This is a genomic window from Pseudomonas sp. SP16.1, assembly GCF_052682975.1.
In genome coordinates, this window is the sequence record NZ_JBQYFZ010000001.1 from 3,318,656 (window position 1) to 3,344,274 (window position 25,619).

At 63.0% G+C, this 25,619-nt stretch carries 22 protein-coding genes; 3 read left to right on the forward strand and 19 right to left on the reverse strand.

Translation table 11 applies throughout. The annotated features are described in order from the left end of the window. Positions 1-96: 96 nt before the first annotated feature. The 12 genes from ACUTAF_RS15880 to ACUTAF_RS15935 all read right to left on the reverse strand — a co-directional run bounded on the left by ACUTAF_RS15880 (position 97) and on the right by ACUTAF_RS15935 (position 13,219). Entirely contained in the window at positions 97-534 is a 438-nt protein-coding gene (locus ACUTAF_RS15880) for a type IV pilin protein (protein ID WP_445580862.1), read from the reverse strand. Beyond that, positions 534-4,283 (reverse strand): pilus assembly protein, encoded by a 3,750-nt coding sequence (locus tag ACUTAF_RS15885; RefSeq protein ID WP_445580863.1) that lies wholly within the window; start codon positions 4,281-4,283, stop codon positions 534-536. The genes ACUTAF_RS15880 and ACUTAF_RS15885 overlap by 1 nt, the downstream gene beginning before the upstream one ends. 38 nt (positions 4,284-4,321) lie before the next feature. Next, positions 4,322-4,789, reverse strand: coding sequence for a pilus assembly PilX family protein (locus ACUTAF_RS15890; protein ID WP_445580864.1), 468 nt, complete (start codon positions 4,787-4,789; stop codon positions 4,322-4,324). Further along, positions 4,786-5,781 (reverse strand): PilW family protein, encoded by a 996-nt coding sequence (locus ACUTAF_RS15895; protein ID WP_445580865.1) that lies wholly within the window; start codon positions 5,779-5,781, stop codon positions 4,786-4,788. The genes ACUTAF_RS15890 and ACUTAF_RS15895 overlap by 4 nt, the downstream gene beginning before the upstream one ends. Further along, positions 5,778-6,239 carry a type IV pilus modification protein PilV gene (gene pilV / locus ACUTAF_RS15900; RefSeq protein ID WP_445580866.1) on the reverse strand — a complete coding sequence of 154 codons (462 nt, stop codon included), beginning with the start codon at positions 6,237-6,239 and terminating at the stop codon, positions 5,778-5,780. The genes ACUTAF_RS15895 and pilV (ACUTAF_RS15900) overlap by 4 nt, the downstream gene beginning before the upstream one ends. Beyond that, positions 6,236-6,709: a GspH/FimT family pseudopilin gene (locus ACUTAF_RS15905; protein ID WP_445580867.1), complete on the reverse strand. Its 474-nt coding sequence runs from the start codon at positions 6,707-6,709 to the stop codon at positions 6,236-6,238. Before ACUTAF_RS15905 ends, pilV (ACUTAF_RS15900) begins: the two co-directional genes overlap by 4 nt. A 364-nt stretch (positions 6,710-7,073) precedes the next feature. After that, positions 7,074-7,610 carry a GspH/FimT family pseudopilin gene (locus tag ACUTAF_RS15910; RefSeq protein ID WP_445582460.1) on the reverse strand — a complete coding sequence of 179 codons (537 nt, stop codon included), beginning with the start codon at positions 7,608-7,610 and terminating at the stop codon, positions 7,074-7,076. A gap of 11 nt (positions 7,611-7,621) precedes the next feature. Continuing rightward, entirely contained in the window at positions 7,622-10,720 is a 3,099-nt protein-coding gene (locus tag ACUTAF_RS15915; RefSeq protein WP_445580868.1) for a pilus assembly protein, read from the reverse strand. 27 nt (positions 10,721-10,747) lie between these two features. Next, complete coding sequence (locus tag ACUTAF_RS15920; RefSeq protein ID WP_445580869.1) at positions 10,748-11,236, reverse strand: pilus assembly PilX family protein; 489 nt, start codon at positions 11,234-11,236, stop codon at positions 10,748-10,750. Continuing rightward, positions 11,233-12,264, reverse strand: a complete 1,032-nt coding sequence (locus ACUTAF_RS15925) for a PilW family protein (protein ID WP_445580870.1) — start codon at positions 12,262-12,264, stop codon at positions 11,233-11,235. Before ACUTAF_RS15925 ends, ACUTAF_RS15920 begins: the two co-directional genes overlap by 4 nt. Next, positions 12,261-12,824: a type IV pilus modification protein PilV gene (pilV, locus tag ACUTAF_RS15930; protein WP_445580871.1), complete on the reverse strand. Its 564-nt coding sequence runs from the start codon at positions 12,822-12,824 to the stop codon at positions 12,261-12,263. The genes ACUTAF_RS15925 and pilV (ACUTAF_RS15930) overlap by 4 nt, the downstream gene beginning before the upstream one ends. 5 nt (positions 12,825-12,829) lie before the next feature. Then, positions 12,830-13,219 carry a type IV pilin protein gene (locus ACUTAF_RS15935; RefSeq protein WP_445580872.1) on the reverse strand — a complete coding sequence of 130 codons (390 nt, stop codon included), beginning with the start codon at positions 13,217-13,219 and terminating at the stop codon, positions 12,830-12,832. A gap of 295 nt (positions 13,220-13,514) precedes the next feature. Here ACUTAF_RS15935 and ACUTAF_RS15940 point away from each other — a divergent pair, with 295 nt between their 5' ends. Continuing rightward, positions 13,515-14,030 (forward strand): GspH/FimT family pseudopilin, encoded by a 516-nt coding sequence (locus ACUTAF_RS15940; RefSeq protein ID WP_445580873.1) that lies wholly within the window; start codon positions 13,515-13,517, stop codon positions 14,028-14,030. Positions 14,031-14,039: 9 nt separating this feature from the next. On the opposite strand, the gene ispH is transcribed toward ACUTAF_RS15940, so the two are convergent. From ispH to murJ, 6 genes are all read right to left on the reverse strand, one after another. Beyond that, a complete protein-coding gene (ispH, locus tag ACUTAF_RS15945) occupies positions 14,040-14,984 on the reverse strand; it encodes a 4-hydroxy-3-methylbut-2-enyl diphosphate reductase (protein ID WP_445580874.1) in 945 nt (314 codons plus the stop codon). 150 nt (positions 14,985-15,134) lie between these two features. Next, positions 15,135-15,572, reverse strand: a complete 438-nt coding sequence (locus ACUTAF_RS15950; RefSeq protein WP_445580875.1) for an FKBP-type peptidyl-prolyl cis-trans isomerase — start codon at positions 15,570-15,572, stop codon at positions 15,135-15,137. Further along, complete coding sequence (gene lspA / locus ACUTAF_RS15955) at positions 15,569-16,078, reverse strand: signal peptidase II (protein ID WP_445580876.1); 510 nt, start codon at positions 16,076-16,078, stop codon at positions 15,569-15,571. Before lspA ends, ACUTAF_RS15950 begins: the two co-directional genes overlap by 4 nt. After that, complete coding sequence (gene ileS / locus ACUTAF_RS15960) at positions 16,071-18,902, reverse strand: isoleucine--tRNA ligase (protein ID WP_445580877.1); 2,832 nt, start codon at positions 18,900-18,902, stop codon at positions 16,071-16,073. Before ileS ends, lspA begins: the two co-directional genes overlap by 8 nt. Continuing rightward, positions 18,899-19,849 carry a bifunctional riboflavin kinase/FAD synthetase gene (gene ribF / locus ACUTAF_RS15965; protein WP_445580878.1) on the reverse strand — a complete coding sequence of 317 codons (951 nt, stop codon included), beginning with the start codon at positions 19,847-19,849 and terminating at the stop codon, positions 18,899-18,901. Before ribF ends, ileS begins: the two co-directional genes overlap by 4 nt. 307 nt (positions 19,850-20,156) lie before the next feature. Next, complete coding sequence (gene murJ / locus ACUTAF_RS15970; protein WP_445580879.1) at positions 20,157-21,698, reverse strand: murein biosynthesis integral membrane protein MurJ; 1,542 nt, start codon at positions 21,696-21,698, stop codon at positions 20,157-20,159. A gap of 192 nt (positions 21,699-21,890) precedes the next feature. Here murJ and rpsT point away from each other — a divergent pair, with 192 nt between their 5' ends. Both rpsT and ACUTAF_RS15980 read left to right on the forward strand, forming a co-directional pair. Further along, positions 21,891-22,169, forward strand: coding sequence for a 30S ribosomal protein S20 (gene rpsT, locus ACUTAF_RS15975; RefSeq protein WP_445580880.1), 279 nt, complete (start codon positions 21,891-21,893; stop codon positions 22,167-22,169). Positions 22,170-22,295: 126 nt separating this feature from the next. Further along, positions 22,296-23,669 carry a TAXI family TRAP transporter solute-binding subunit gene (locus tag ACUTAF_RS15980; RefSeq protein ID WP_445580881.1) on the forward strand — a complete coding sequence of 458 codons (1,374 nt, stop codon included), beginning with the start codon at positions 22,296-22,298 and terminating at the stop codon, positions 23,667-23,669. Positions 23,670-23,771: 102 nt separating this feature from the next. Here the strand turns inward: ACUTAF_RS15980 and ACUTAF_RS15985 are convergent, their stop codons facing one another. After that, positions 23,772-25,382: a M28 family metallopeptidase gene (locus ACUTAF_RS15985; RefSeq protein ID WP_445580882.1), complete on the reverse strand. Its 1,611-nt coding sequence runs from the start codon at positions 25,380-25,382 to the stop codon at positions 23,772-23,774. Between the last annotated feature and the right edge of the window lie 237 nt (positions 25,383-25,619).

Sequence of the window (25,619 nt, forward strand, 5' to 3'; positions counted from 1 at the left end):
TCCAAAAGAAACGGGCCGCAAAAGCGGCCCGTTATACGTCATAACCCCGGCGGTTTTCTACCCGCGCGGCATGGCACGCGGCGCCCTGCCGCACGCTTAGCGCCGCCAGCATTCCGCCAGGCTGGCGCCCGCCGCCTGCCCCTTGGCCCCGGTATTGCTGAGGGTCATGGTGCCGCAGGCATCGCCGGTCATGGCCCCCTTGGGCACTGCGCGCAGCGTGTAGCTGCTGGCCGTTGGCGTGGCGGAAAAACTCAGGTCGTAGTACTTGCTGCCACCATCCTTGGGCGCCTCGGCGAAAGGCAGGGCGGGTGCGACGCCAGCAGCCGTCAGGTAGCGGCCATTCGCGGTGTAGTGCCGTTCCATGAACTGCGCCAGCTCCACAAGAGCCGATTGCGCATCGGCGCGCCGCGCCTTGCGCACATGTTCCTGGTAGGAGGGATAGGCAATGGCGGCCAGGATGCCGACGACGGCCACCGCGATCATCAACTCGATCAGGGTAAAACCCCGCATGCCGGACAGGCGCCCCGTGCTCATCAGTAGTCCCCCACTTCGCGCCAGGACTGGCGACCGAATCTTTGTGAGTCGGGCTGTGGGATACAGGTCGGAGTGGCGCCACTGGACCCGGCGAAACACAGCCATTTGTACAGCGAAGTAACGCCCTTGCTGACGCCGGCATCCACATCGGAGATCCCCGACCAGGGAATATCCTGGTCATCGATGCTCGTGGTGTCGTCGCCGTCCAGGTCGCCGTCGCCGTTGCTATCGAAGTACACGTAGTTGAGACGGCCGCCGCTGGACAGGTTGAGCGACATTATCCAGCTGGTTCCGCCGAACGCGCAGGGGTCCGCCGAGGGCGTCATGCTGGTGAAGATCACCCGGTCGCTGCGCAAGGTGGCCTTGGCCACGACGCGTTCGCCCTGGGCTCCCGAGGGCCCGACCAGGTCCAGGTACCAGCCCTTGTCGCCACTCTGCATGGCGTTCTGGGTAATGGCGCGCGCCTTCTCGCCGCTGGCGAGGGTGGCCTCGCGGAGGATCTCCTGCTCGCGCAGGGCGCCACGTCCATCGATCAGCAGGCCGCCGTCGATGATGCCGTAGTAGCTGTCCACCGCGGGGTCCGCCGGGACCTCGTTATCGCCGGTACGGTAGAAGCTGCCGGTGCCGAAGAACACCATATGTTGGCCTTTATCGTTGAACGCCGACGCCAGCGGCGCGGTGATGGCCTGGCGCGCCCCGTCGTCGTCCTTGGCGATGAACAGCGGGTTGGCGTTGAGCGAGGCAGGAATGCGCCAGCTCGAGGTATTGCTGCCGGCCAGATCGAGGCGCCAGAGGTTGCCCAGCGTGTCGGCGACATAGACACGATCGGCAACCTGGTCCGCGTCCGTATCCGAGGCCAATGGCCCGCCCAGGCCGCCGCTGGTGGCGAGGGTGAACTCCTTGATCACGCTGCCGTCGGCGGCATCCAGCACCCAGACCTTGCCGTCGGTCTGCGCGCTGTCGTGATAGCCGCTGCTGACGATCACCCCGAAGCGGCCATTGGGTAGCGCCACCAGCGCCGGCTGCCCCAGGGTGTAGCCCATGCGCGGATGGCTGAACTCCCACATCACGCTATTGCTGGTCATGCTGCCGGGATCGGTGATATCCAGGGCGAAGACGCTGTTACCGCCGGCGCCGGTGGCGCCCACGACCATGGTGCGCCAGCCCGTGCTGGCGCCCAGCCAGACGTCCGAAATACGCGGCGTAGCATCGACGTAGTAACGGTGGGCGTAGGCCGGTTCGGTCAGGTTGATCAGGTTGCCGAACAGGTTGTTGGGCACGTAGGCGAACAGCTCGCCACCGCCGTTGTTCGCCGCCGTGGCACTGACCCTGGCATCGAAGCCGTGCAGCATGCCGTCGTTGGCCCCGACTACGACCATGGGCGTGCGGTTCTGGTAAGCCGTGGTGGCGCGGAAAGCTGTGTAGGCCGTGCCCACCGCGCCGTTCGACCAGCTCAGGCGGGAGTAACCGAAGTCCTGCTTGTGGATAAACTGCGGGTCCGAGTTGACGATGTCGCCCAGCCGGCTGCCACGCTGCCGGAACGGCTGCGCCGCGTCGTCGTCGGTGATCTCCCGCGAACGGTCGCCACGCAGGAACGCCAGGCGGTTCTCGGCCATGCTGCTGTCCGCCTCCCCCGCCTTGGTCAGCGCAGCACGCTGCGCGGCGGCCAGATCGCTCCAGGTGAAGTCGACTCCGTCGGTCGAGCGCAGCGGTCCGTTAACGGAATCGGCCGTGGGCGGCAGGCTGGTGAAGACCTTCCGAGCGCTCAGGTTGGTGAGGCTGTCCAGCGCGGCGGCAGCGCTCCAGCTCGCCTCGCTCGCCACGCTGCCATCGGAGCCGATACGCTTGGCCAGCAGGTCGCCGCTCCAGCGCTTGCTGTCGAGCAGCGATTGGAACACCGCGGTGTCGGTGGCCAGCCGGGTCGAGTTGGCTGCCAGAGAGGCCGTTGTGCTCTGCGCCTCCTTGGCGATCTGTGCGAAGGCGAGTTTCAGGCTCTCGACCATCTTCGCCGCATCGCTGGCGACATAGAAATTGTCCGGCCGCGGATAGTTCGTGCCCAGCATGTCCGTCGTGGTGCGCCACCATGTGGTGGGCAGTGCCGTGGTGCGCGCGTAGGGATCGCCAAAATCGCTGGGCACCTTGAAGCCACCGTACTTGGCCGCCAGCCAGTACTGGTTGCTGACACGCCCGGCCAGCGACTCGTTCTCGCGAACGTCGACCCAGTAGGTCGACACGGTCTGCTTGCCGGAGACCAGCGGACGCAGGTCCCGGGTATTGGCATCGTAGGCGAGGCCGGCGATATAGGCCGAATTGTTGCGCCCGGTGAACGGGGTGTTGATGGTGATCCCCTCCAGCGCTGCGACCTTCTGCGTCGCGGTGACGACGTTGATGCTGTCATCGGCCGTGACCTCGCCGGGCGTCGCAGGCTCCTCGGACATATTGGTGTTGCCGGGGAGATTCTTGTCGCGGTGGCTGTTGGTATCGCCGATCCCCAGGATCACGTTCTTCTGGCAGGCATACTGGATGGGATCGTCCCAGCTGGTGATGACCGGGAAACCGTCGGCCAGCCGGTAGCGATTGTCCGCATCGCCGGTGAGCTCGGAGTAGGCCGAGACGTTGCCCTGGTTCTTGAAATAGCGCAGCGCCGTATAGAACAGCTCGCTGACCGGGTCGATGCTCTTGTGATTCTTGCTGGTCATCTGCCCGAACTTGTTCAGGTAGTTGATCACGCCACTATCGAGAATCGTTGCATTGGTCGCTGTGGCATCCGCGGCGTTGGGATTGCGTACCAGCACCCCCGTGGTCGCGTCCCATTCGTTTGCCGGGTTGTTCTGGTTGCCGGCAACCCCGGGGGCGCGCACCGTCTGACCGACGAACTTCTGCTTGGCTCGCAGCACACCGCCATCGCGCAGTATCTCGTGGTCGTTCAGGTAGCCGAAGACGCTGTAGCGAATGTCACTGGCGTACTGCTGGATCAGCCCTTCCGGCTTGTAGCCTTGCGAGTACTGTTTGCAGTTGGTTTCCAGCCCCACGCCGGCATCGCACACCTTCACCCGCATGACCACTTCGTAGACGCTGCTGCCATTGCCGGCCAGATCGGTATCCGCCGTGTAGTCAGTAGCGGTGCCGTTCAAATCGCCATCCAGGGTGAAACGCATGCGATTACCCAGGCCGGCTAGCCGCGTTCTAAAACTGCTCCAGTTCGCCGGCGTGGCGCCCCTTATCGTGCTACCACCGCTGATCTCGCGCGCGCCACTGCCGTTCTGGCCGGTATGCCTGGCCTTCTCCAGCCAGGTCTCCGTCGGCGTGTCCTTGACCCGGTAGCCGCCGGTCAGCGCACTGCGAAACGGGTCGATGGTCTGGGTGGCTGCCCAGTTGAGAAAGTTGCCGCTCCATAGATTTCCCGAGCAACTGCGGTTGCTGGTGATGGAGTGCGGGTAGAAGTGACTGTCACGGCGGTCCGCGTTGGTCGCATCGTGGCTGTAGCCATAGCACTTGTTCGAATCGAAGTAGCCTACGTAGCTGTTGTTGACGCTATAGGCCCCGAGATTGGCCATGCTGATGATGGTCGGCCACTCCACCGAAGGCACCAGCGCCAGGTTACCCGGCACGCTGCCGCCGCCCAGCAACAGCGGCGACTGGGATACGTCCGCCCGCGCGGTGGCGACACCGCCGATCGCCAGCGAAAGCAGGAAAGCACAGCCAGCGTGCAACAATTTCGTGTGGTACCGGCAAGCGAGGCTGTCCATCGCTATGACTCCCTGTGGGCGCTTGAAGGATTGGACCGTCATTGTTCGACGAGGAAAACCGAACGGAGCTTGATCTGTGAAGCCACGCTGTTGTTGGCGTTGAGCGTCATGCCGTAACCGTCGGCCTCCACCCGCACCAGCGCACCCTCCTCGTCGACGGGCACGCCAGCCTCGGTGCTGGTACGCAGCTTGGCCAGCAGCGTGATGCTGTAGCCTGGAACGGTCGCGACACCGGGAAAATTGCTATAGGTACCGGTCAGCGGAGCGGCTTCCAGCGTGCTCAGGGTGTTGTCGATGAACTTGTCGGTCACCACCTCTTCGCCCTTGCGCAGCGCCGCTTCGGCGGCCTGCAGCGCGAGGCTGCTGTCGCGCAGGTTGCCAGCCATGTTTTCCTGCAGCATGGTGCCACGCATGCTGCTCAAGCCGATGATGGTCAACAGCAGCAGCATGAACAGGGCGATCACCAGGATCGCGCCTCGTTGCCTATTGCTCGGTAATGCGGTCATGGCAGACGATTCCGAATCCCGATGGTGGAGGAAAACACTTGCGCAAGCCGACGGTTGGCAATCGTCACCGCGGCTCCGTTGAAGTCGATGACCTGATTCTCCGGAACCACATTGGTCTCGGCGCTCACCAGCAATAGCTGGATGCGCACCGACACCACGTTGTCCCAGTTGCTCACGCTGTCGGCCGCGACATAGCTGTCGACCTGCCGGTCGTTGCCGGCAATGCCGTAGAGAACCTGCATATCCTGGACGCCCGGAACCAGCTCCTCGGGAATCGCCGTGCCGGTCATGAAGCTGACGCGCCAGAGCGACGGCAAGCCATTGGCCCCGTTGGCGATGTAGTAGGTGGCGCTCTGCAGCTTGAGAATTTCCATCGACGAGTCATAGGCATGACTGAAGTTGTTGCCGCCGGGATTCTTGTTGCCGGGCGTTCCGGTAGCGCCTCGCGACAGCGCCTGCGCATTGGCGGCGCTGCGGTTCTGGAACATGTCGCAGCCCACGGGATCGGCGACGACGATGATCGTGCCTTGGGCCACGCCGCTCGCGGCGGTCAGGTTGATGGTGTTGGCGTTGGCCGGGGTATTGCCGCTGGCCGTCACCCCGGCGCTGATGGCGGCATGCTTGATATGGACGACGTCCCCCGCGGTGCGACCGCTCACCCAACTCGGGGAGGCGTTGTTCCAGCCGCGCACGGGCTGGCTCAAGTCGAAGTAATCCGCGCTGTAGCCGGTGCCCCCCTCGTTGAGCAGGTTATTCAGCGCCGATATGCACTCGCCCTTGTATCCGGCATTGCGAATGTCGCTGGCCAGGAACTCCATGGCGAAACGGCCGTTCTCCTGCACGCGGGAAAGCCCGGTGTTGGCGTTGTAGGTCTGCTTGCTCGCCAGAAAGGTCTGCAGCACTCCGACCATCAGCAGCAGGCTGAGGGTCAGGGCGACCAGCAATTCGACGAGAGAAAGCCCTCTCTGCCTCCGCATAAGGCTACTGGTCATATTTCGGTCCGGTATGCGAATGTTTCGACGCCGCTGCCGGCGTCGTCGGTGGCCTTGATCCGCCCGCGGTTGTCATTCCAGCGTATGGAGATGGTCACCAGGGTGCCGTCCTTCTCGACCTGCCCGGTGCCCTCCGGCAAGGCCTGGGCCAGGGCATTCAGCCATTCGGCCTTGTCCTTCTGTGCCTGGGTGCCGCTCACCGAATGGGAACTGGACGAGGCGGGAAAGCTGAACTCGTAGGCGCTGCCAAGCGCCGCCGTGCGGTTTGCCCGCATGCGGTCCGCCAGATCACTGGCGAGCACGCTCGCCTGGGAGCGGTAATAGGCGCTGTGATTGCTCTGCACGCTGGTCATCTGCAGCAACGCCATGCCGAGCAGGCCAATGGCGAGCACGACGACGGCGACCAGCACTTCGATCATGGTCGCGCCGCGCTGGGCGAGAGGAGGCAAGGTTTTCATTGGCAGGCGTCCTTCGTCACGGAGGTAGCGCCGGTTGCAGAGAGGGCAATCACCCGCTTCTGCGTGTCGGTGCAGGCGGTGGGCTTAACGGAAAACACAGTGGCGCTGGCCATGCCGTTGCCACGAAAGGTCACCCCCGCATTCGGACCGGCGACGGCCATGCCCTGAGCGCGGTCCCATACCTTGAGCACATCGCCGCCCGCCTGGCGCACGAGCCAGCCAGCGCTCCAGTCCGCTCCGTTATCGCAGGCACTGCCGGCCGCATTGCGACGGCAGATCACGACCTCCAGGCGGCGCTTGACCGCCTCGGAGCGGGCGTATTGCAGGGCGCCCTGCAGCTCGGAACCCAACGACAAGGCGCGATTGTCTTGCAACATGCTGCTAAATGAAGGAGCAGCGAGGCCCAGCACGATGGCCAGGACGGCGAGCGTCACCATCAGCTCGATCAGCGAAAATCCTTTCTGCGACATAACTGCGCCCCATAGACAATGCCCGCACAAGGACGAACGGCGACCTCGATACGCCCTATAAATTCAACCACTCATCCATGAGAAAACGCCGTTCATCGCAAAATCAGCGAGAGGCCGAATACTAAACGAATAAGCCGCCACCTGAACAATCGTTTGCCCTGAATGCGACGCCGCACGCAGGAAAACTGCGAACGAATGGGAAGTTCCCAGCTGGCACGACAGTACCTAAAGCCGGGAAAGCGGCAATCTAACAGATCGCGGCGAGAAGCGAGAGAATGATGCGGGCCGACCAGAGGAACATCTGGTCGGCCGCGCTGGGCAGGCTATCGGCTCGAAGGAAGACGGCGGGCGCCGTCGACACCGATCAGGAGCAGCTGGAGGAAGACTTGCGCTCGACGGCGGTGCGCCCGGTAGCGCTGACGGTAACCTCGCTTTCCTGATCGCCAAGACTGGGCGTGGCGCGGCAGACTTTCAGGGTAGCTACCGTCGTGCCAACACCGGAGGCAGCGAAGGCGATGGAGTCCACATTGCCGATGATCTTGAAGCCATCGGTGATCGGCTGCTGACGGTGAACTACCTCACCGCCGCTGGTGCGCACGATCCAGCCGCTCTCCCAACTGCCGCTAGCGCAACTGGTGCCATTGCTGGAGACGCAAAGCGTGACCGTTTGATTGCGCTTGATCGCCTCCGAACGGGCCAGCAGGGCGCTGGCCACGATCTCGTTGGAGTAGGAGCGCAATTTGCCGCTGAAGGTGAACTGGGTCATGGATGGCACGGCAATTCCCAAGAGGATGGCCAAGACGGCAAGAGTCACCATCAACTCGACCATGGTGAATCCCGCTACCGCGCTGGCACCAAGCCGAATAGCCAGGTAATTAGGCCAATGGAGTCCTAGATTCACTATCTTAGCCATCACTCGACATACCAATAGGTACGATAGCGTTCCGTACTGGACTTACTAGCGCCTGGAGAGAAACATTTTGACCCGGTGCAAACCACATCGACCGTCTTGCCATCGATCTCGACTGGCGAGTAGACCGGCTGTGGCAAGAACCCTCCCCCTTTGACGACTTCATAAAGATCATACTCATCAATCACCCCATCGGCATTGAGGTCGAGCCTGGGACCACCTACCTCGAAGCCCACCGCATAGAGCCTTGCCTCTCCCAGGTTACTGCTGCAGACCCCAGGCGCAGGGGGCGTCGGCCTGTTGGTAGTGAAGAAGGTGGTACCAAAGACAGTCACCGCACCACTGACAGCTTTCTCACCCGAAGCCGAGAGCGTAAGGAACCAACCCTTAGAACCGGCCGGCAAGACCCCATCCGCGGGCGGCGCGCTCGTCACATCGGCCAGATCGGTCTCGGTGCAGGCGCGTCCTTGATCGCCAGTTGCACAGAGCAGTCCCCCAGCCAAGCCAACATTGCTGTCCTTAATCATGTAGAAACGATTCTGAACCGAAGTATCGAAAGGCTTTTCACGATCTCCTGAACCTACAAGTACCGCATCGTAATCCGAGCCAAAAACCACATCCGGCTTGTTTAGAAACTTGCGCTCATTTGCCCCGCTACCTGCTATGGATGCCAGTTTATAAGCTGACCAATTATCAGGGTTAGCGTCATCGATATCGATACGCCAAATACCACCTTTGGTATCCGCCGCATATATGCGGTCAGAATTTCCATCGTCGTTTCTATCCAACACCGTTAGATCCGCCGGCACACTACCCATCCCAGAAGGCAAGAGATGCTTGACCAGCGCACCGGTACGGCCATTGACCACGAATATGCCACGTCCTTTGGTGTTGGTTCCGGCCGGCAATGTGTCCTCGTTCTCGGGGTCGTAGCCGCCACCGAAGATCACCACGGGATCATTGGCTACAGCCCTGATCTTTGCAGGACGCAACGCCGACCAGCTCTGCCCCAGTTCACTGAAACCAGTCATTGTATTGTCAACCTTCCACAGGTACTTAGGCGTATCTGGATCGGTTACGTCGAAGGCATAAATAAAACGGCCTCCTCGACGCATCCCCACATACAGATAAACCTTGTCACCACTGGCAACCAAAACCTTGCCATCGCTGTTCGCATCAAGCTGGTAAACGGTCACCGGCCCGTCCGCGAATGCAGGTTTCGGATTGGCCGTTGATACTTCTGGAGAGTTCTCGCGCAGGCGCCTCAGTCCTGCGAAGTGCTCAGGAAAGATAAAGCCCCACTTCTCGAGGCCGTCGCTGTCATCCTGCCCCCCCTTGACCGCATGAAACACCCCACTGTTGGTGCCGTAATACACAACAATATCGCGGTCGCCAGGGGAACGATTGTAGTTGACTACAGCTGGACGGGAATGAACGAGATCACCATGAATACGGGCGCGCACGTCAGTGGAAATATTGTTGCCATCCTCGTTGTTCCGATTATCAGCACCTCGTACCCAATTAATCAGGTCGTCGCGCTCGGTGCTGTCGGCCGCACCGAGCAACCCAGTGGTAATAGCCACGTTGCTGGTGGCGAACTGACCGGAGGAAAGCTCCGAACCGGATGAGCACGAGGTACAGGTATAAAGCTGACGCGAACTCTGGCTGGTCGCATACTGAGAACGCATGCGCTGCGCCACCCCCCCTTTCTCCACAGTCGCGCCATCGGGAGCATCGCTGCTGGACGGCGGATTTCCCATGGGATCGAACGTCCAATAGGTGGACGGGGTCGTCCAGAAGCTGGTGACATCCGAGCGCAGGAAGCCGTTCACCTTATCCTCCACGGCCGCACTGGATTTATCCGCCAGAATCGGATTCCCGTTTACGTCAAGCGCGATCTGATATTGCTTAAGGTTACCCGGCCAACGCGGCTTCGCATTCGCGTCGGGGCGGAACTGCCCCATATAAACTTGGTTCAGGAAGGTACCGCGCACATTAACGCTAACCGGCAGGGTAGATGAGGAAAATACGCTGTCGACCGCCTGCATCTTGCGCAAAAGATTAATAAAAGCCTGCAATACCGCCTGGCCATTATGCGCCTCAAAATACTCTCCACCGCCCAGGGCAGCCCCGCTTTCCAACAGCTTCCTTGCGCTGGCCTCCGGGTTAGTGCTGTATTTGTTATCGGCGGGATTCTGCACTGCGATGGTATAGCTCACCACATTCTGTACACCATCGACCGCGGTATTGACGTCGCGCTTGAACAAGGTGCGAGCATATTCGTCAAACCAACTACTGGTGTAGTTGTTTGGCGTAAAGGAAACCGGGTCACTGGTAAGGATACCCGAAGGAGCGACCGCAGTAGCCCCCACACCACCCAGCAACTTCTGGGTATCATTCTCCTCGCCCGAGTCCGGACCGCCATTACCCACAAAAATAATATAGTTCTTCTGGCAACTGTCGCTTATTGGGCTTACATAACCATTGCCCGACTTAGCAGCCGAGTCATACTGCGCACTACTAAAACCCGCATAGGCTTGCGGCTTGCCACCAAAATAGAGATAAGCCTCATGCAGAGTCTTGGCATAAGGCGCGTTGTTTGCCTGCGGAATACCCGCGGTGTCATTCTTTATTTTTCCGAGTATTCCCGCCCGATTAGACTCAACATCCATTGGACGAATATGGTAGCGGACATAGCCACCCGTATCAGCCCCAGAAGGATTCGCCAGCATCAGCCCGAGGTTTATTCCCTTAAGCAGCTCAAACACCTCCGCTCGAGTTACACAATCCGCCGGAGCACGAACCTCCTCCCCATCCACCTCGGTAATCACACAAGAAGGAAAATGACTGGAGTTCATTGGGTCAACAATATTTTCAAGCACCTGCTCCAGCATTTTCAACTTTGTGCCAGACGAACCGTTGAGCAGAGTAATATTGCTATTGTTACTAGCCGCATTATCCAGAACCAAGAGCACATTGGGACGACCCGAAGTAATTCCGGGGCTTTCCAGAAAAATATCCGTATCCTCGGCAATAGCACCCGCAGAAGACAGCACTCCCAAAACCAGTAAAGCACCGTTTAATCCGTAAAATGTTTTCATATAGATGCCTTAATTCTCAAACAAAGGTCAGGCACAAGGATTGGGGTTCGCCGGCAAGCGAATCTTGACACCTTGATTTACCATCACCTCCGCACCTGTCACTGAATCCTTGACTTCTGCGGGAACATTCCAATAAGTGTCCTGAAAACCGGTTGAACCACCTACTACCCCCTCCTGCCCTTCAATCAGAATATTGGGGTTGGCATCGTCGCTAGTGTCCACCTTGACATCCACCGCCCTCAGGCATACAGGCGCCAGTATCTTCACCTCGTAGTCTCCGACGGTAATATCCTTGGCTATCGGCGCAAAAAAGATATCATCGCTGCTGATGACTTCCTCTATCGCCGCATTAGCGGCCGCAGTCGCTTCAGCCCGATACTGCATATTGCCAACCGCTTTCAAGTTCACGCCACTAAGGGTGAATGCACTGCTAACCGCAATGGTTAGCAATAGAAGCATGATCAAACCAACTACCAGCGTTGCACCACGCTGGTCCTGAATGGTAAAGCGATTCACGGTTGCTCCCTCCGACCCGATGGATTGACCAGGCGAACAGTGGTAGAGAACACATGCCGCTTAAAACCGTCATTGGCGGCAGCTATAGTCAGACCACCCAACTGATAGGTTTTTCCATCCACATAACCTGGGGTGGTCTCCAAATTACGCACCAGCACATAGATCTTCACCGCTACCACGTTGGAGAGCTGAGCCAAGGTACAAGGCGCACAAGTCACAAACTCATCGGCACTACCATCACCTGGATTCGAAGCGCTGATTGGCAAACCATTGCGTCCCAAATTATCAATGCCGTACTCGAAGCGCAGCGCTTCGACTCCCTCTACCAAGGGTTGCGGATTCTGATAAGCACCATTGACCAGGGAAACCCTCATCAACGTCGGTTGTCCGTTGCTATTGGCAAGATAGTAAATATTCGACACCACCTTCCGCCTAGGTGCCCTTTCTACGGCCGTAGCCAAGCAGCTTTTTTTCCTCAGCGTGAAATCTGCCGTATTGGCGCTAAGTAAATAAGGCGCCTCCGGCGTGTCGTTACGACAACCGGATATCTGGATATGAGGCCCGCTATCGGCACACGAAGCCGCATCGAATACACAGGTACTGGCGCGCATAACCGCCAACACCTGACTGTTGGCCAAAACACTCGAAACGCCGCACCCCGTCAAAGTTGCACCATCGGCAAACCCCTGTACCGGTATACCAATCAGGTTCTCCACCGCGGCTGGCCATCCGCTTAGATCACATAGATTGGGAATTGCTAGAGGCCCTGCCACATCGTTATCCAACTCCCCCCAAAAACCGGCATGGGCAATATCAGACTGCAGCACTTGCATTGCGAAGCGCCCATTTTCGATCAGCGCATTGGTCTTCGCCAACTCACTATTACTGCGCGTAACATCCACATAAAGCTGCAGTATCGCCGCCATAATGAGCAGGCTGACAACAATCGCCACCATCAATTCGACAAGACCGAACCCCCTGCTTACATAGGATCCGGAGCGATGCTGAAGGTCAAAGTCCCTACTCATTTCAGATCCGCCACTCGAATAATGGTCGAGACCACTCGACGACAACGGTCCGACGAACACTCGGTGCCAGTCGGGCCGTTATACTGGTTCGCTCCACAGGTCAAAGCGACGGGAGGAGCCGACAGCGCGGTCAAGCCTTGCCAAGCAACACTGACCCGAAACTCGCCGCCACCGAGATTTTCAATGCAGCCACGCCCCCCGATCATGGCGCCAGCATTAGTACCGGCCAGCGCCTCTGCGGCACCCTGCAACGCATTGCACCATTCAGCGATATCTCGCTCACGCTGATTCGCGTTACCGGTTGGGCAGGTCATGCCGCTGCCCAACGGCACACCCCCTGTGTCGTAGGTAGAGGCAACTCGTCGGTTGGTCGCGATACGGTTAGCCATGTCATCCAGAAGAACGAGCGCCTGCGAACGCTGGTAAGACTCCATCTCGGACTGCTGCAACCTCGACTGCAAGCCCGCCATACCAAGCAAACCTATGGAAAGAATAAGGATGGTGACCAGCACCTCGATCAGAGTCATGCCCCTGTGGCTACGTTGTCGAATCGGGGACATGGCAGCTACCACTTGGCCGCAGGCGTCTTAACGCCCTGGCTGTTCAGGCTGAGGTCGCCGTCGCTGGCCTGGGCGCCGACCGCGGTGAAGGTGATGGTGAAAGTTGGAGGCGTCGCGGCATTGTCCGCACTAACGGCGGCGGTGTACTTGCCACTCAGCTCGCTAGGCAGCGAATAGTTGAGATCCGCAATCGAGGATGCGTAGGCGCGATTGGCGAGAAGAAACTGCTGCTGGCGGTTGGCGATATCCATCATCTGCGCCTGGGCCGCGGCGCGATCACCCCGGATGACGTACTCGCGATAGCTGGGGTAGGCGATGGCCGCCAGGATTCCGATGATCGCCACCACGATCATCACTTCGATCAGCGTAAAACCGCCCTGTCTCGCTCGCTTCACTGGTTCATCCTTCTCTGTTTTTCTTCAAGCCCATGTGCCCAGCGCGTTCGATCGCCTGCACCCGCAGACTTTTTCGATCATTGCATAGCCGCCGCGGCAAATCTCTGAGCCAATCGACAACTGATATCCACGCGCCGGCAATCGTCCGCGTCGACTTGAAAAGCCTTCAGGTAGGGCTAGGTTATAAGCGAGTTCTTTTCAAACCACTCGCCAGCGACGATGAGTGGCATCTTGAGCAGGATTACCGGACAACGCGGGCAGGAAGCCCGGATATCTCACCTGAGGCATGGACGCCATGTACAAGCTCGCCCGCGGTTTCACCCTACCCGAAGCGCTCACCGTAACCGCCGTCATCGCCGTGCTGCTCGGCCTGGGGATACCGGGTTGGCAGGCATTCGCCCGCAGCCAGGACGGCAAGTCGGCCCTCAACACGCTGGCGGGGCACTTGATACTGGCACGCAGCGAGTCGATCAAGCGCAGCAGGCCGGTGTTGATCGACAACGTCGACGGCAGCTGGAACAGCGGCTGGACGCTCTACGTGGACGCCAACGACAACGCGCTGCTGGACGTCGGCGACCCCGTCCTGGCCAGTATCGAGCCGCAGCCCGCAGGCCTGGTCATCAGCGGCAACACTCCGGTCAGACGCTACGTACGCTATATCCCGAGCGGCCAGACGCAACTGCTCGGTGGCGGCTTCCAGGCGGGTACCCTGACCATCTGCCACGCCTCCGGCCTGCAGCCGGTGCGCAAGCTGGTGATCAGCGCCAGTGGTCGCGCCCGCGTCTCCCGGGAAGCGCCGGGGCCTTGTTGAGCGGCGCGCTCAGAGCGCCTTGACCCTGAGTTCCTTGGGCATGGAGAAGGTGACATTCTCCGGCCGACCGTCCAGCTCGCTCTCGCCTTGCGCGCCCCAGGCGCGCAGCTGCTCGACCACCCCGCGCACCAGCACCTCCGGCGCCGAGGCGCCCGCGGTGATGCCGACACCGTTCACCCCGTCGAACCATTCGCGCTTGAGGTCTTCGGCGCCGTCGATCAGGTAGGCCGGAGTGCCCATGCGCTCGGCCAGCTCGCGCAGCCGGTTGGAATTGGAGCTGTTGGGGCTGCCCACCACCAGCAGCACGTCGCACTCGGCGGCGAGCTGCTTGACCGCGTCCTGGCGGTTCTGCGTGGCGTAGCAGATGTCGTCCTTGCGCGGCCCGCCGATGGCCGGGAACTTGGCGCGCAGGGCGTCGATGACCTTGCTGGTGTCGTCCATCGACAGCGTGGTCTGGGTGACGAAGGCCAGCGCCTGGGGGTTGCGCACCTGCAACTCGGCGACGTCCTGCTCGTCCTCCACCAGGTAGATGGCGCCGCCGTTGCCGGCGTCGTACTGGCCCATGGTGCCTTCCACTTCCGGGTGGCCCTGGTGGCCAATGAGAATGCACTCGCGGCCTTCGCGGCTGTAGCGCACCACTTCCATATGCACCTTGGTCACCAGCGGGCAGGTGGCGTCGAACACCTTGAGCCCGCGGCGCTCGGCCTCGCCGCGCACCGCCTGGGACACGCCGTGGGCGCTGAAGATGACGATTACGTCGTCCGGCACCTGGTCCAGCTCCTCGACGAACACCGCGCCGCGGGCGCGCAGGTCCTCGACCACGAACTTGTTGTGCACCACTTCGTGACGCACGTAGATCGGCGGGCCGAACACTTCCAGGGCGCGATTGACGATCTCGATGGCGCGGTCGACGCCGGCGCAGAAGCCGCGGGGATTGGCGAGTTTGATATGCATGGCGAAATCTCGGCGATGGAGCGTGCTGACTAGTGTACGACTCGGCCGCACCCATGACTGCACAGGAGTGCGGGCTGTTTCCAGGAGCGAGGTTGCCGCCCCCCTCACCCGCCCTTCGGGCACCCTCTCCCGGTGGGAGAGGGAAAAGCGTCAGAGCGCCTTGACCTCGATGATCTCCACCTCGAAGTCCAGCACCTTGCCGGCCAGCGGGTGGTTGAAGTCGATGGTCACCTGGACCTCGTCGAAGGCCTTGACCACCCCGGGCAGCTCGGCGTTGGCGGCATCGTTGAAGATCACCAGCAACCCTTCGGACAGCTCCATGCCGTCGAACTGGCTGCGCGGCATGACCTGCACGTTCTGCGGGTTGGGCTGGCCGAAGCCCTGCTCCGGCTGCACCTGCACGCAACGCTTGTCGCCGGCCTTGAAGCCGTACAGAGCCTGCTCGAAGCCGGGCAGCAGGTTGCCGTCGCCGACCTTGAAGGTCGCCGGTTGCTTGTCGAACGTGCTGTCGACCACGTCGCCGTTTTCCAGCTTGAGGGCGAAATGCAGGGTCACTTCCCGGTCTGGTCCGATGCGTAGGTCGGTCATTGCGCAGCCTCCTTCGCGGGCTTGTCGCTCTTGAACATGTCCAGCGCCAGCAGGATGGCGCCGATGGTGATGAAGGTGTCGGCGATATTGAACGCCGGGAAATACCAGCGGTTCTGCCAGTGCAGCAGGATGAAGTCGACCACGTGGCCGAGCACCACGCGGTCGTACAGGTTGCCCAGGGCGCCACCGAGGACCATCGCCAGCGCCACGGCCAAGAGGGTCTCGTGAGGCTTGAGGCGTTTGAGCCAGACCACCAGCACGGCGCTGACCACTATGGCGATGGCGGCGAAGAACCAGCGCTGCCAGCCGTCGGCATCGGCCAGGAAGCTGAAGGCCGCGCCGGTGTTGTAGGCCAGGGTCCAGTCGAAGTAGCCCGGAATGACCTCGATACGCTGGTACATGCTCAGGCTGCCTTCGAAGAAGTCCTTGCTGACGCGGTCGACGACCAGGATCAGCACGCTCAGCAGCAGCCAGGGCAGGTGCCCGAAACGCGAAGCATCAGGCATGCTTGCGCACCTCGCCCGCGCCTTCGATGTTGCTCACGCAGCGCTCGCACAGCTCCGGATGCGCGGCGTGGCTGCCGACGTCGGCGCGGAAGTGCCAGCAGCGCCCGCACTTGGCATGGCTCGACTTGGCGATCTTCAGTTTCAGCCCTTCCACCTCGGTGACCACCGCATCGGCCGGCGCGGCCGCCAGCGGCGCGACCTCGGCCGCCGAGGTGATCAGGGCGAAGCGCAGCTCGTCGCCCAGCTTGGCCAGGTCGGCCTGCAGGGCGTCGCTGCCGAACAGGGTGACCTCGGCCTGCAGGCTGCCGCCGATGGCCTTGGCCGTGCGCAGGTTCTCCAGTTCCTTGTTCACCGCAGCCTTGACCGCCATGATCCGATCCCAGTAGGCGCGGTCCAGCTCGAAACCCTCCGGCAGGCGGCTGAGGCCGTCATACCAGGTGTTGAGCATCACCGACTCGTTGCGCTGGCCCGGCAGGAACTGCCAGATCTCCTCGGCGGTGAAGGCCAGGATCGGTGCGACCCAGCGCACCAGCGCCTCGCTGATGTGGTAGAGCGCGCTCTGGCAGGAGCGACGCGCCACGCTGTCGGCGGCGGTGGTGTACTGACGGTCCTTGATGATGTCCAGGTAGAAACCGCCCAGCTCCTGCACGCAGAAGTTGTGCACCTTGGAGTAGACGTTCCAGAAGCGGTAGTCGGCGTAGGCCTCGACGATCTCGTCCTGCAGGCGCAGGGCCGCGTCCACGGCCCAGCGGTCGAGGTCGAGCATCTGCTCGGGCTGCAGCAGGTCCCTGGCCGGATCGAAGCCGTTGAGGTTGGCCAGCATGAAGCGCGCGGTGTTGCGGATGCGCCGGTAGGCGTCGGCGCTGCGCTGCAGGATCACCTTGGACACCGCCATCTCGCCGGAATAGTCGGTGGAGGCGACCCACAGGCGCATGATGTCGGCGCCCAGGCTGTCGTTGACCTCCTGCGGCGCGACCACGTTGCCGAGCGACTTGGACATCTTGCGGCCGTTCTCGTCGACCACGAAGCCGTGGGTCAGCAGCGCCTTGTAGGGCGCGTGGCCATCGATGGCGCTGCCGGTCAGCAAGGAGGAGTGGAACCAGCCGCGGTGCTGGTCGGAGCCCTCCAGATAGAGGTCGGCGCGCGGGCCGCTGGCGTGCCCCATATCGTGCGAGCCGCGCAGCACGTGCCAGTGGGTGGTGCCGGAGTCGAACCAGACGTCCAGGGTGTCGTTGATCTTGTCGTAGTCGGCGGCCTCGGCGCCGAGCAGCTCGGCGGCGTCCAGCTTGAACCAGGCCTCGATGCCATCCTGCTCGACGCGCTTGGCCACCTCTTCCATCAGCTCGGCGGTGCGCGGGTGCAGCTCGCCGCTGACCTTGTGCAGGAAGAACGGGATCGGCACGCCCCAGTTGCGCTGGCGCGAGATGCACCAGTCGGGACGGCCGGCGATCATGCCGTGCAGGCGCGCCTGGCCCCAGGCCGGGACGAACTGGGTCTGCTCAACGGCGTCCAGGGCACGGGCGCGCAGGCTGCTGCCGTCAGCCACCACCTTGTCCATGCCGACGAACCACTGCGCGGTGGCGCGGTAGATCAGCGGGGTCTTGTGCCGCCAGCAGTGCATGTAGCTGTGCTGGATCGGCTGGTGCTTGAGCAGCGCGCCGACTTCATCGAGCTTGGCCACGATATTGGCATTGGCCTTCCAGATGAACTGGCCGCCGAAGAACGGCAGATCTGCGGTGTAGACGCCGTTGCTCTGCACCGGACTGAGGATGTCGTCGTTGCTCATGCCGTACGCCTTGCAGGTACGGAAGTCGTCCTCGCCGTAGGCTGGCGACGAGTGGACGATGCCGGTACCGGCGTCGAGGGCGACGTAGTCGGCCAGGTAGACCGGCGAGAAGCGCTCGTAGAAGGGGTGGCGGAAACGGATCAGCTCCAGCGCCGCGCCCGGCGCGGTGGCGAGCACCCGACCCTCGAGGCCGTAGCGCACCAGGCAGGACTCGACCAGTTCCTCGGCCAGCAGCAGCAGGCGCGCGCCGGTGTCGACCAGCGCGTAAGTGAACTCCGGGTGGACGTTGAGCGCCTGGTTGGCCGGGATGGTCCAGGGCGTGGTGGTCCAGATGACGATGGCAGCCGGCTTGCTCAGCTCGCTCAGGCCGAAGGCGGCGGCCAGCTTGTCCGCGTCTTCCACCGGGAAGGCGACGTCGATGGCGTCGGACTTCTTGTCCTGGTACTCCACCTCGGCCTCGGCCAGCGCCGAGCCGCAGTCGAAGCACCAGTTGACCGGCTTCAGGCCCTTGAACACGAAGCCCTGCCTGACCATCTCGGCCAGGGCGCGGATCTCGCCGGCCTCGTTGGCGAAATCCATGGTCTTGTAGGGGTTGTCCCAGTCGCCCAGCACGCCGAGACGGATAAAGTCGGCCTTCTGCCCTTCGATCTGCTCGCTGGCGTAGCTGCGGCAGCGCTCGCGGGTCAGGTCGGCCGGCTGGTTCTTGCCGAAGGTGGTCTCGACCTTGTGCTCGATCGGCAGGCCATGGCAGTCCCAGCCCGGCACGTAGGGCGCGTCATAGCCGGCCAGGGTCTTGGAGCGGGTGATGATGTCCTTGAGGATCTTGTTCACCGCATGACCGATATGAATGCTGCCGTTGGCATAGGGCGGGCCGTCGTGCAGGACGAACTTGGGCCGGCCCTCGCCGATCTTGCGCAGCTTGCTATACAGGCCAATCTCGTTCCAGCGCTGCAGGGTCTGCGGCTCGCGTTGCGGCAGGCCGGCCTTCATCGGGAACGGGGTATCGGGCAGGTTCAGCGTGGCTTTGTAGTCGGTCATGTCGGGCTCTTAATCAGCGGGTGGCTCTGCCAATAATCACGGGCAGCGGCAATATCGGCGGCAATGGCCGTCTTCAGGGCCTCCAGCGAGGCGAAACGCTGCTCGTCGCGCAGCTTGTGGTGGAAAGCCACCGAGAGGCGCCGGCCATACAGATCGCCGGCGAAGTCCAGAAGGTGCACTTCCAGGTGGGCGCTGCCGTCGCCGGCGACGCTGGGGCGCACGCCGATATTGGCCACGCCCGGTTGAATCACGCCATCGACCGCGCAGCTGACCAGGTACACCCCGGTCAGCGGCACCTTGCGCCGCTTGAGCTGGATATTGGCGGTGGGCGCATCGAGCTGGCGGCCGAGCTTCTGCCCGTGCAGCACCCGCCCGGCGATGCGGAACGGCCGACCGAGCAAGGCTTCGGCCAGTTCGAAATCGCCATCGGCGAGCGCCTGGCGCACGCGCGTGCTGCTGACCCGGCCACCCAGCACTTCGACTGTGGTCGAAGCCTCGACGCTGAATCCATGGCGCCCCCCGGCGGCCTGGAGAAACTCGAAATCGCCGGCACGATCGCAGCCGAAGCGGAAATCGTCGCCGATCTCCAAGTCCTTCACGCCGAGGCCGTCGACCAGCACGCGCTGGACGAACTCGGCGGCCGACAGCTCGCGTAGGCGGCGGTTGAAGGCCAGGCACAGCACCAGGTCGACGCCTTCGGCTGCAAGCAGGGCGAGCTTGTCGCGCAGCCGGGTCAGTCGCGCCGGGGCGGTATCCGGGCCGAAGAACTCGCGCGGCTGCGGCTCGAAGATCACCACGCAGCTGGGCACGGCCAATTCCGCGGCACGCTCGCGCAGGCGCGCCAGGATGGCCTGGTGCCCACGATGAACGCCGTCGAAATTCCCGATGGTGACGACACAGCCCCGCGCCTGGGGCTGCAGGTTATGAAGACCTCGAACCAGCTGCATAGCACGCTTCTTGTTCACAAAGTGGCCGATTATACGCACAGCGCGCCACGCACAACAGGCATCGCAACACCTGCAATCCGTAGGGTGCGCCGTGCCCACCACTCCTGCTCCGACCTGATGGTGCGCACAGCGCAACCTGCACACCTGCCCGAGCCCCGGCGATTCTTGATGATCGGCCGTGACGGATCGCTGGCAAGCCAGCTCCTACAAAAGGCAACTGCCTAGCATTAACCCGGTGCGCGGTGCGCACCTATTTCCAGTGGCATCGCGCGCATAAAGCTGGTGCGCACAGCGCACCCGACGGCGCTTACACCGCCCGCCGGGCAAAGTCACGCAGGCGGAAACCGAGCAGCAGCAGCATGCCGAAGTAGGCCAGCAGGCCGGCGGCCACCAGCGCGCCGAGGCGCAGCAGGCGCAGCGGCATGTCGCCGTCGGCCCAGGCCGGCATGACCTGCAGCAAGCCGAGCAGCGCCGCGACCATCACCGCCACCGCCACCGCCAGCTTGAGCAGAAACAGCCCCCAGCCCGGCAGCGGGCGGAAGATGTCGGCGCGGCGCAGCTGCCAGTACAGCAGGCCGGCATTCAGGCAGGCGGCCAGGCTGATCGACAGGGCCAGCCCGACATGCGCCAGGTCCAGACCGAAGACGAACAGCGCGTTCATCGCCTGGGTCGCGATCAGGCTGACCACGGCGATACGCACCGGCGTCTTGATGTTCTGCTGGGCGTAGAAGCCCGGCGCGAGGATCTTCACCAGGATCAGCGCCAGCAGGCCGATGGCGTAGGCGACCAACGCCCGCTGGGTCATCAGCGCGTCAGTGGCGGTGAACTTGCCGTACTGGAACAGCGACACGGTCAGCGGCTCGGCCAGCACCGCCAGCGCCAGGGCGCTCGGCAGCACCAGCAGGAAGCACAGGCGCAGGCCCCAGTCGAGCAGGCGGCGGTACTCTTCGCGATCACGGCTGGCGTAGGTCTTCGACAGCGCCGGCAGCAGGATGGTCCCCAACGCCACGCCGAGCACGCCCGAGGGCAGTTCCATCAGGCGGTCGGCGTAGTACATCCAGGACACCGAGCCGGCGACCAGGAAGGAGGCGAATACAGTGTTGATGATCAGCGAGATCTGACTCACCGAGACACCGAAGATCGCCGGTCCCATCTGCTTGAGCACGCGCCAGACGCCGAGATCGCCGAAGTTCAGCCGCGGCAGCACCAGCATGCCGATCCTCTTCAGGTGCGGCAGCTGCCAGAGCAACTGCAGCAGGCCACCGACCAGCACCGCCCAGCCCAGCGCCATGATCGGCGGGTCGAAATAGGGCGCGAGAAACAGCATGAAGGCGATCATGCTGAGGTTGAGCAGGGTCGGCACGAAGGCCGGCACCGAGAAGCGGTTCCAGGTGTTGAGGATGGCGCCGGCCAGCGACGACAGCGAGATCAGCAATATATAGGGGAAGGTCACCCGCAGCAGATCGACGGTCAGCTCGAAACGCTCGGCGTCGGAGGCGAAACCGGGGGCGGTGACCCACACCAGCCAGGGCGCGGCCAGCACGCCGATGGCGGTGACCAGTGCCAGCACCAGGGTCAGCAGCCCCGAAACATAGGCAATGAAGGTGCGCGTGGCCTCCTCGCCCTGCTGCATCTTGTACTCGGCCAGGATCGGCACGAAAGCCTGGGAAAAGGCGCCCTCGGCAAAAATCCGGCGCAGCAGGTTGGGCAGCTTGAAGGCCACCACGAAGGCGTCGGACGCCACCCCGGCGCCGAAGGTACGGGCGATAATGGTGTCGCGCACGAAACCCAGTACGCGCGAAACCATGGTCAGGGAACTGACCGCGGCCAGGGACTTGAGCAGATTCATTGGGTGATTCGATTTTCCGCAAAGGGCGCGCCAAGGGGGCGATCGGCCGGCACGCGAAGGCGTCGAGTGTAGCGAGCCGCCGCTGGTCAGGCCAGCTCGGGAAAGCAGCGGCGGGCTTGACAGACTGCCGATGGGTCGGCATGATTCGCGGCCTTATTTGTCGTAACCCCCCAGTTTTCGAGGAGCTTGACGGTGGCCAACTCACCTTCTGCCAAAAAACGCGCCAAACAGGCTGAGAAGCGTCGTAGCCATAACGCCAGCCTGCGCTCGATGGTCCGTACCTACATCAAGAACGTGGTCAAGGCTATCGACGCCAAAGACCTCGACCTTGCCAAGTCGTCCTACACCCTGGCTGTTCCGGTCATCGACCGCATGGCCGACAAGGGCATCATCCACAAGAACAAAGCCGCTCGCCACAAGAGCCGCCTGAACGCGCACATCAAGGCGCTGGGCGAAGCTGCTGCCGCCTGATCGCGACAGGTTCTTGAAAAACCGGCCCCAGTGGCCGGTTTTTTAATGCCCGCGATTTGACGGGCGAAGAACCCTGGGTACGCGCAAGGCTCTATCCTTGCTGAGAACCCACAGAAAGGAAGCCCCATGCGCCGCGTACTGCACGACCTGAAGATCATGATCCTGGCCAACCTGTGGATAGTGCCGGTGGTGGCCGGACTGGTCTGGGCGCTGTTCCAGTTCGTCGCCCCGCCGCCGCCGATGAGCGCCAGTATGGCCACCGGCACCCAGGGCGGTGCCTATCGCGTGTTCGCCGAACGCCTCAGGGGGGAGCTGGCAAAGGAGGGCTTCGAGCTGAATCTGGTGCCGACCTCCGGCTCGCGCGACAACCTGCAGCGCCTGCTGGCGGGCGAGCCCGAGGTGCAGATAGCCCTGGTACAGAGCGGCCTGGAACGCCAGTTGCCCCCCGCCGAGCGGGCACACCTGAAGAGCCTCGGCGCGATCTATCAGGAACCCTTGTGGCTGTTCCATCGACGCGAGGTCAGCCTCGACCGCATCGCCGACCTGCTGCCACTGCGCCTCGGCCTGGGCGGCGCCGGCAGCGGCACCCGCGCCGCCAGCGACGCCATCCTCGAGGCCAACGGCATCGCCGCCGAGCGATATCCGCACAGCTGGCAGAGCAGCGGCGGCAGCAAGGCGGCCCGCGCACTGATGGCCGGCGAGCTGGACGCGGCCTTCTTCGTCGGCCCGGCGGAGAATGCCCTGGTGCGGCAACTGGCCGCCCACCCGCAGATCGCCCTGGCGCACTTTCGCCGCGCCGCCGCCTACGCAGCGCGCCTGCCCTTCTTCAATCAGGTGACGGTGGGCGAGGGCCTGCTCGACCTGGCCAGCAACGCGCCGGACCGCGACGTCGTCACCCTGGCGCCGGTGGCGACCCTGGTGGTCAACGACGAATTCAATCCCGGCCTGGTACCGCTGTTTCTCGCCGCCAGCCGCGAGGTGATGAGAAACGGCACCCTGCTCGATGCGGCCGGCACCTTTCCCAGCGCCGAGCCGCGCACCTTCGAACTGCACCGCGACGCCGAACACTTCTACGACAAGGGCCTGCCGATCCTGCAACGCTACCTGCCGTTTCGCATCGCCTCGCTGGCCGACCGCTACATCATCCTGCTGATTCCGCTGATCGTGGTGATGATCCCGCTGCTCAAGGCGGTGGGGCCGATCTACCAGTGGCGCATCCGCGCCCGCATCTACCGCTGGTACAAGTACCTGCGCGAGACCGACCGCAAGCTGCACGCGGGCTCGCTGCCGGCCGAGCTGGAAAACGAGATCCAGCGCCTGGAGCGCCTGGAGGACGAGCTGGCGGCGGTCGAGGTGCCGCTGTCCTACTCCAACGAGCTGTACGAGCTGCACATGCACCTGCGCTACGTGATCGAGCGACTGCGGGCACTGCAGCAACGCCGGCGGGATATCCCGGAACAGGAAGGCTCATCCGTGGTGCCCACTCCGGACCGGAGCTAAGCGGAGGGCCACAAAAAAGCCCGCGAATCGATCGCGGGCTTTTTCTTATACGCCGCAGGGGGCGCCGTGCGCACCAGCAACGGTGCGCGCCGGCCAGCGAGGCTACTTGACCCAGTGCTTGCCCCAGTGGGTGATGTCGTAGGCCTGCGCGCTGCGCAGCATGCCGCGTGCGCCCTGCCCGGCGGCGATCTCGTCGTCCACCACCTTGGTCGACAGCGCCAGCCAGCTGGCGACGAAGGCCATGGCATCGCCATTGACCTCCAGGGCGCGATGATCGAGGTTGTTCAGATCGTCGCAGGCATCGTGGTAGCAGGGGTCGAAGGCCACGCCGGCGGTACCGCCGTAGCGACTGGCCTGCTCTTCGGACTTGACCACCTCAGCCCCGGTGAACAGGCCGCCGAAGGCGATGCCGTCGAGGAAGAACTGCGCGTAGTCGGAACGGAAGCTGATCTCGTCGCCCTCGAACGGCAGGCCGCGCAGCCGGTAGTACTCACCGAACAGCCGCTCGATCGCCGCCGATCCGGGCGGCCCCTGCAGGCCGAACTCGGAACCGTCGCCGTCGTAGATGAAGTAGGCGAAGTTCGGCGAGGCGATCATGTCGAAGTTCAGGTAGGCCTTGATCTTCGCCTTCTCCTCGTCGGGCAGCTGGTTGACGTAGTAGGTCGAGCCCACCAACCCGGACTCCTCGGCCCCCCACCAGGCGAAGCGCAGCCTGTTCTGCGGCTTGGCCTTGGCCATCTGCACGGCCAACTCCAGCAGGGCGGCGCTGCCCGAGCCGTTGTCGTTGATGCCGGCGCCCTCGAACACCGAGTCCAGGTGCGCACCGAGCATCACCACGTTGTCCGGATTGCCACGTCCGCTCTCGGCGACCAGGTTGTGGGTCTCGGTGCGCTCGCGCACCACATCGGCGACCATGCGCAACTGCAGCTCGGAGGTCTGCGCCAGGCTCACGCCCAGGTCGTAGGTGGTGAACAGCACCGGAATCCCGCCGGCATAAGCGTCGCCCAGGGTGGCGTTGATCAGGCCCTTGCGGTCTTCGCTGTCGCCCTGGTTGAAGATGACCACCCCGACGGCTCCGGCGGCGGCGGCGTTCTCCGCCTTGATCTGGAAGTTGCAGGCGCCGCGCTGCAGCAAGGCGATGGAACCGGCGGGGAAACCGGCGAAGTCCTCGGCTTCGCAACCGCTGCTGGACTGGTTGCCCTCGCCCAGGGCGATGTCCACCGCCGCCACCGGCGCGGCGACGTCGCCGGCCTCGGTCTGCGACAGGTAGGTGAAGTCCACTTCCCACTCGTACTCCATCGGCGTCGGCGCCAGGCTCTGCAGCACGCCCGGCCCCTGCGGGTAGAAGGCGCTGAACGGAAAGGCCTGGCGGGTGACGCTATAGCCGGCGCTTTCCAGGGCAGCCTGCACGTAGTCGAGCGAACGCTGATAGCCGACCAGGCCGGCGGCACGATTACCGTCGCTGGCCTGGGCGATATCGTTGAGCATCTGCAGGTGGACCAGGCTGTTCGCCGCCTGCATGCAACGCGGCAGCAACAGCGGCGTGGCGCTCAGCACCCCGGAGCGACATTCGGCCGGGCCGAGCCGCGTCGGACTCCAGAACCGGTCGAACAACTCGGCGGTATCGGGCCCGCTGGCCGCCAGGACCTGCCCGGAAATCGCCGCCAGCAAGGCGGCGCCCATTACACGGCGATTATTGATCTTGTTGCGCATGTGTTCCTCCAATCCGTATTTGGAGATCGAAATAGGCGGCGACGCTTGTGGCGCCACCGCGGTGCGTCCCTTTACTGCGTCGTGTGGACGTCAGAGACGCTAGACCGGGAAGCGCCTTTGCGCTAATCGGAGAATGGATTTTTCCCAGGAAATTGAGCTCTATCACTGCAGATAGCGGCACATAGCCAGCAAAAATCTTCACCCCCGAGCCTGCCGGCAGCGGCCGGCGATGTCAGG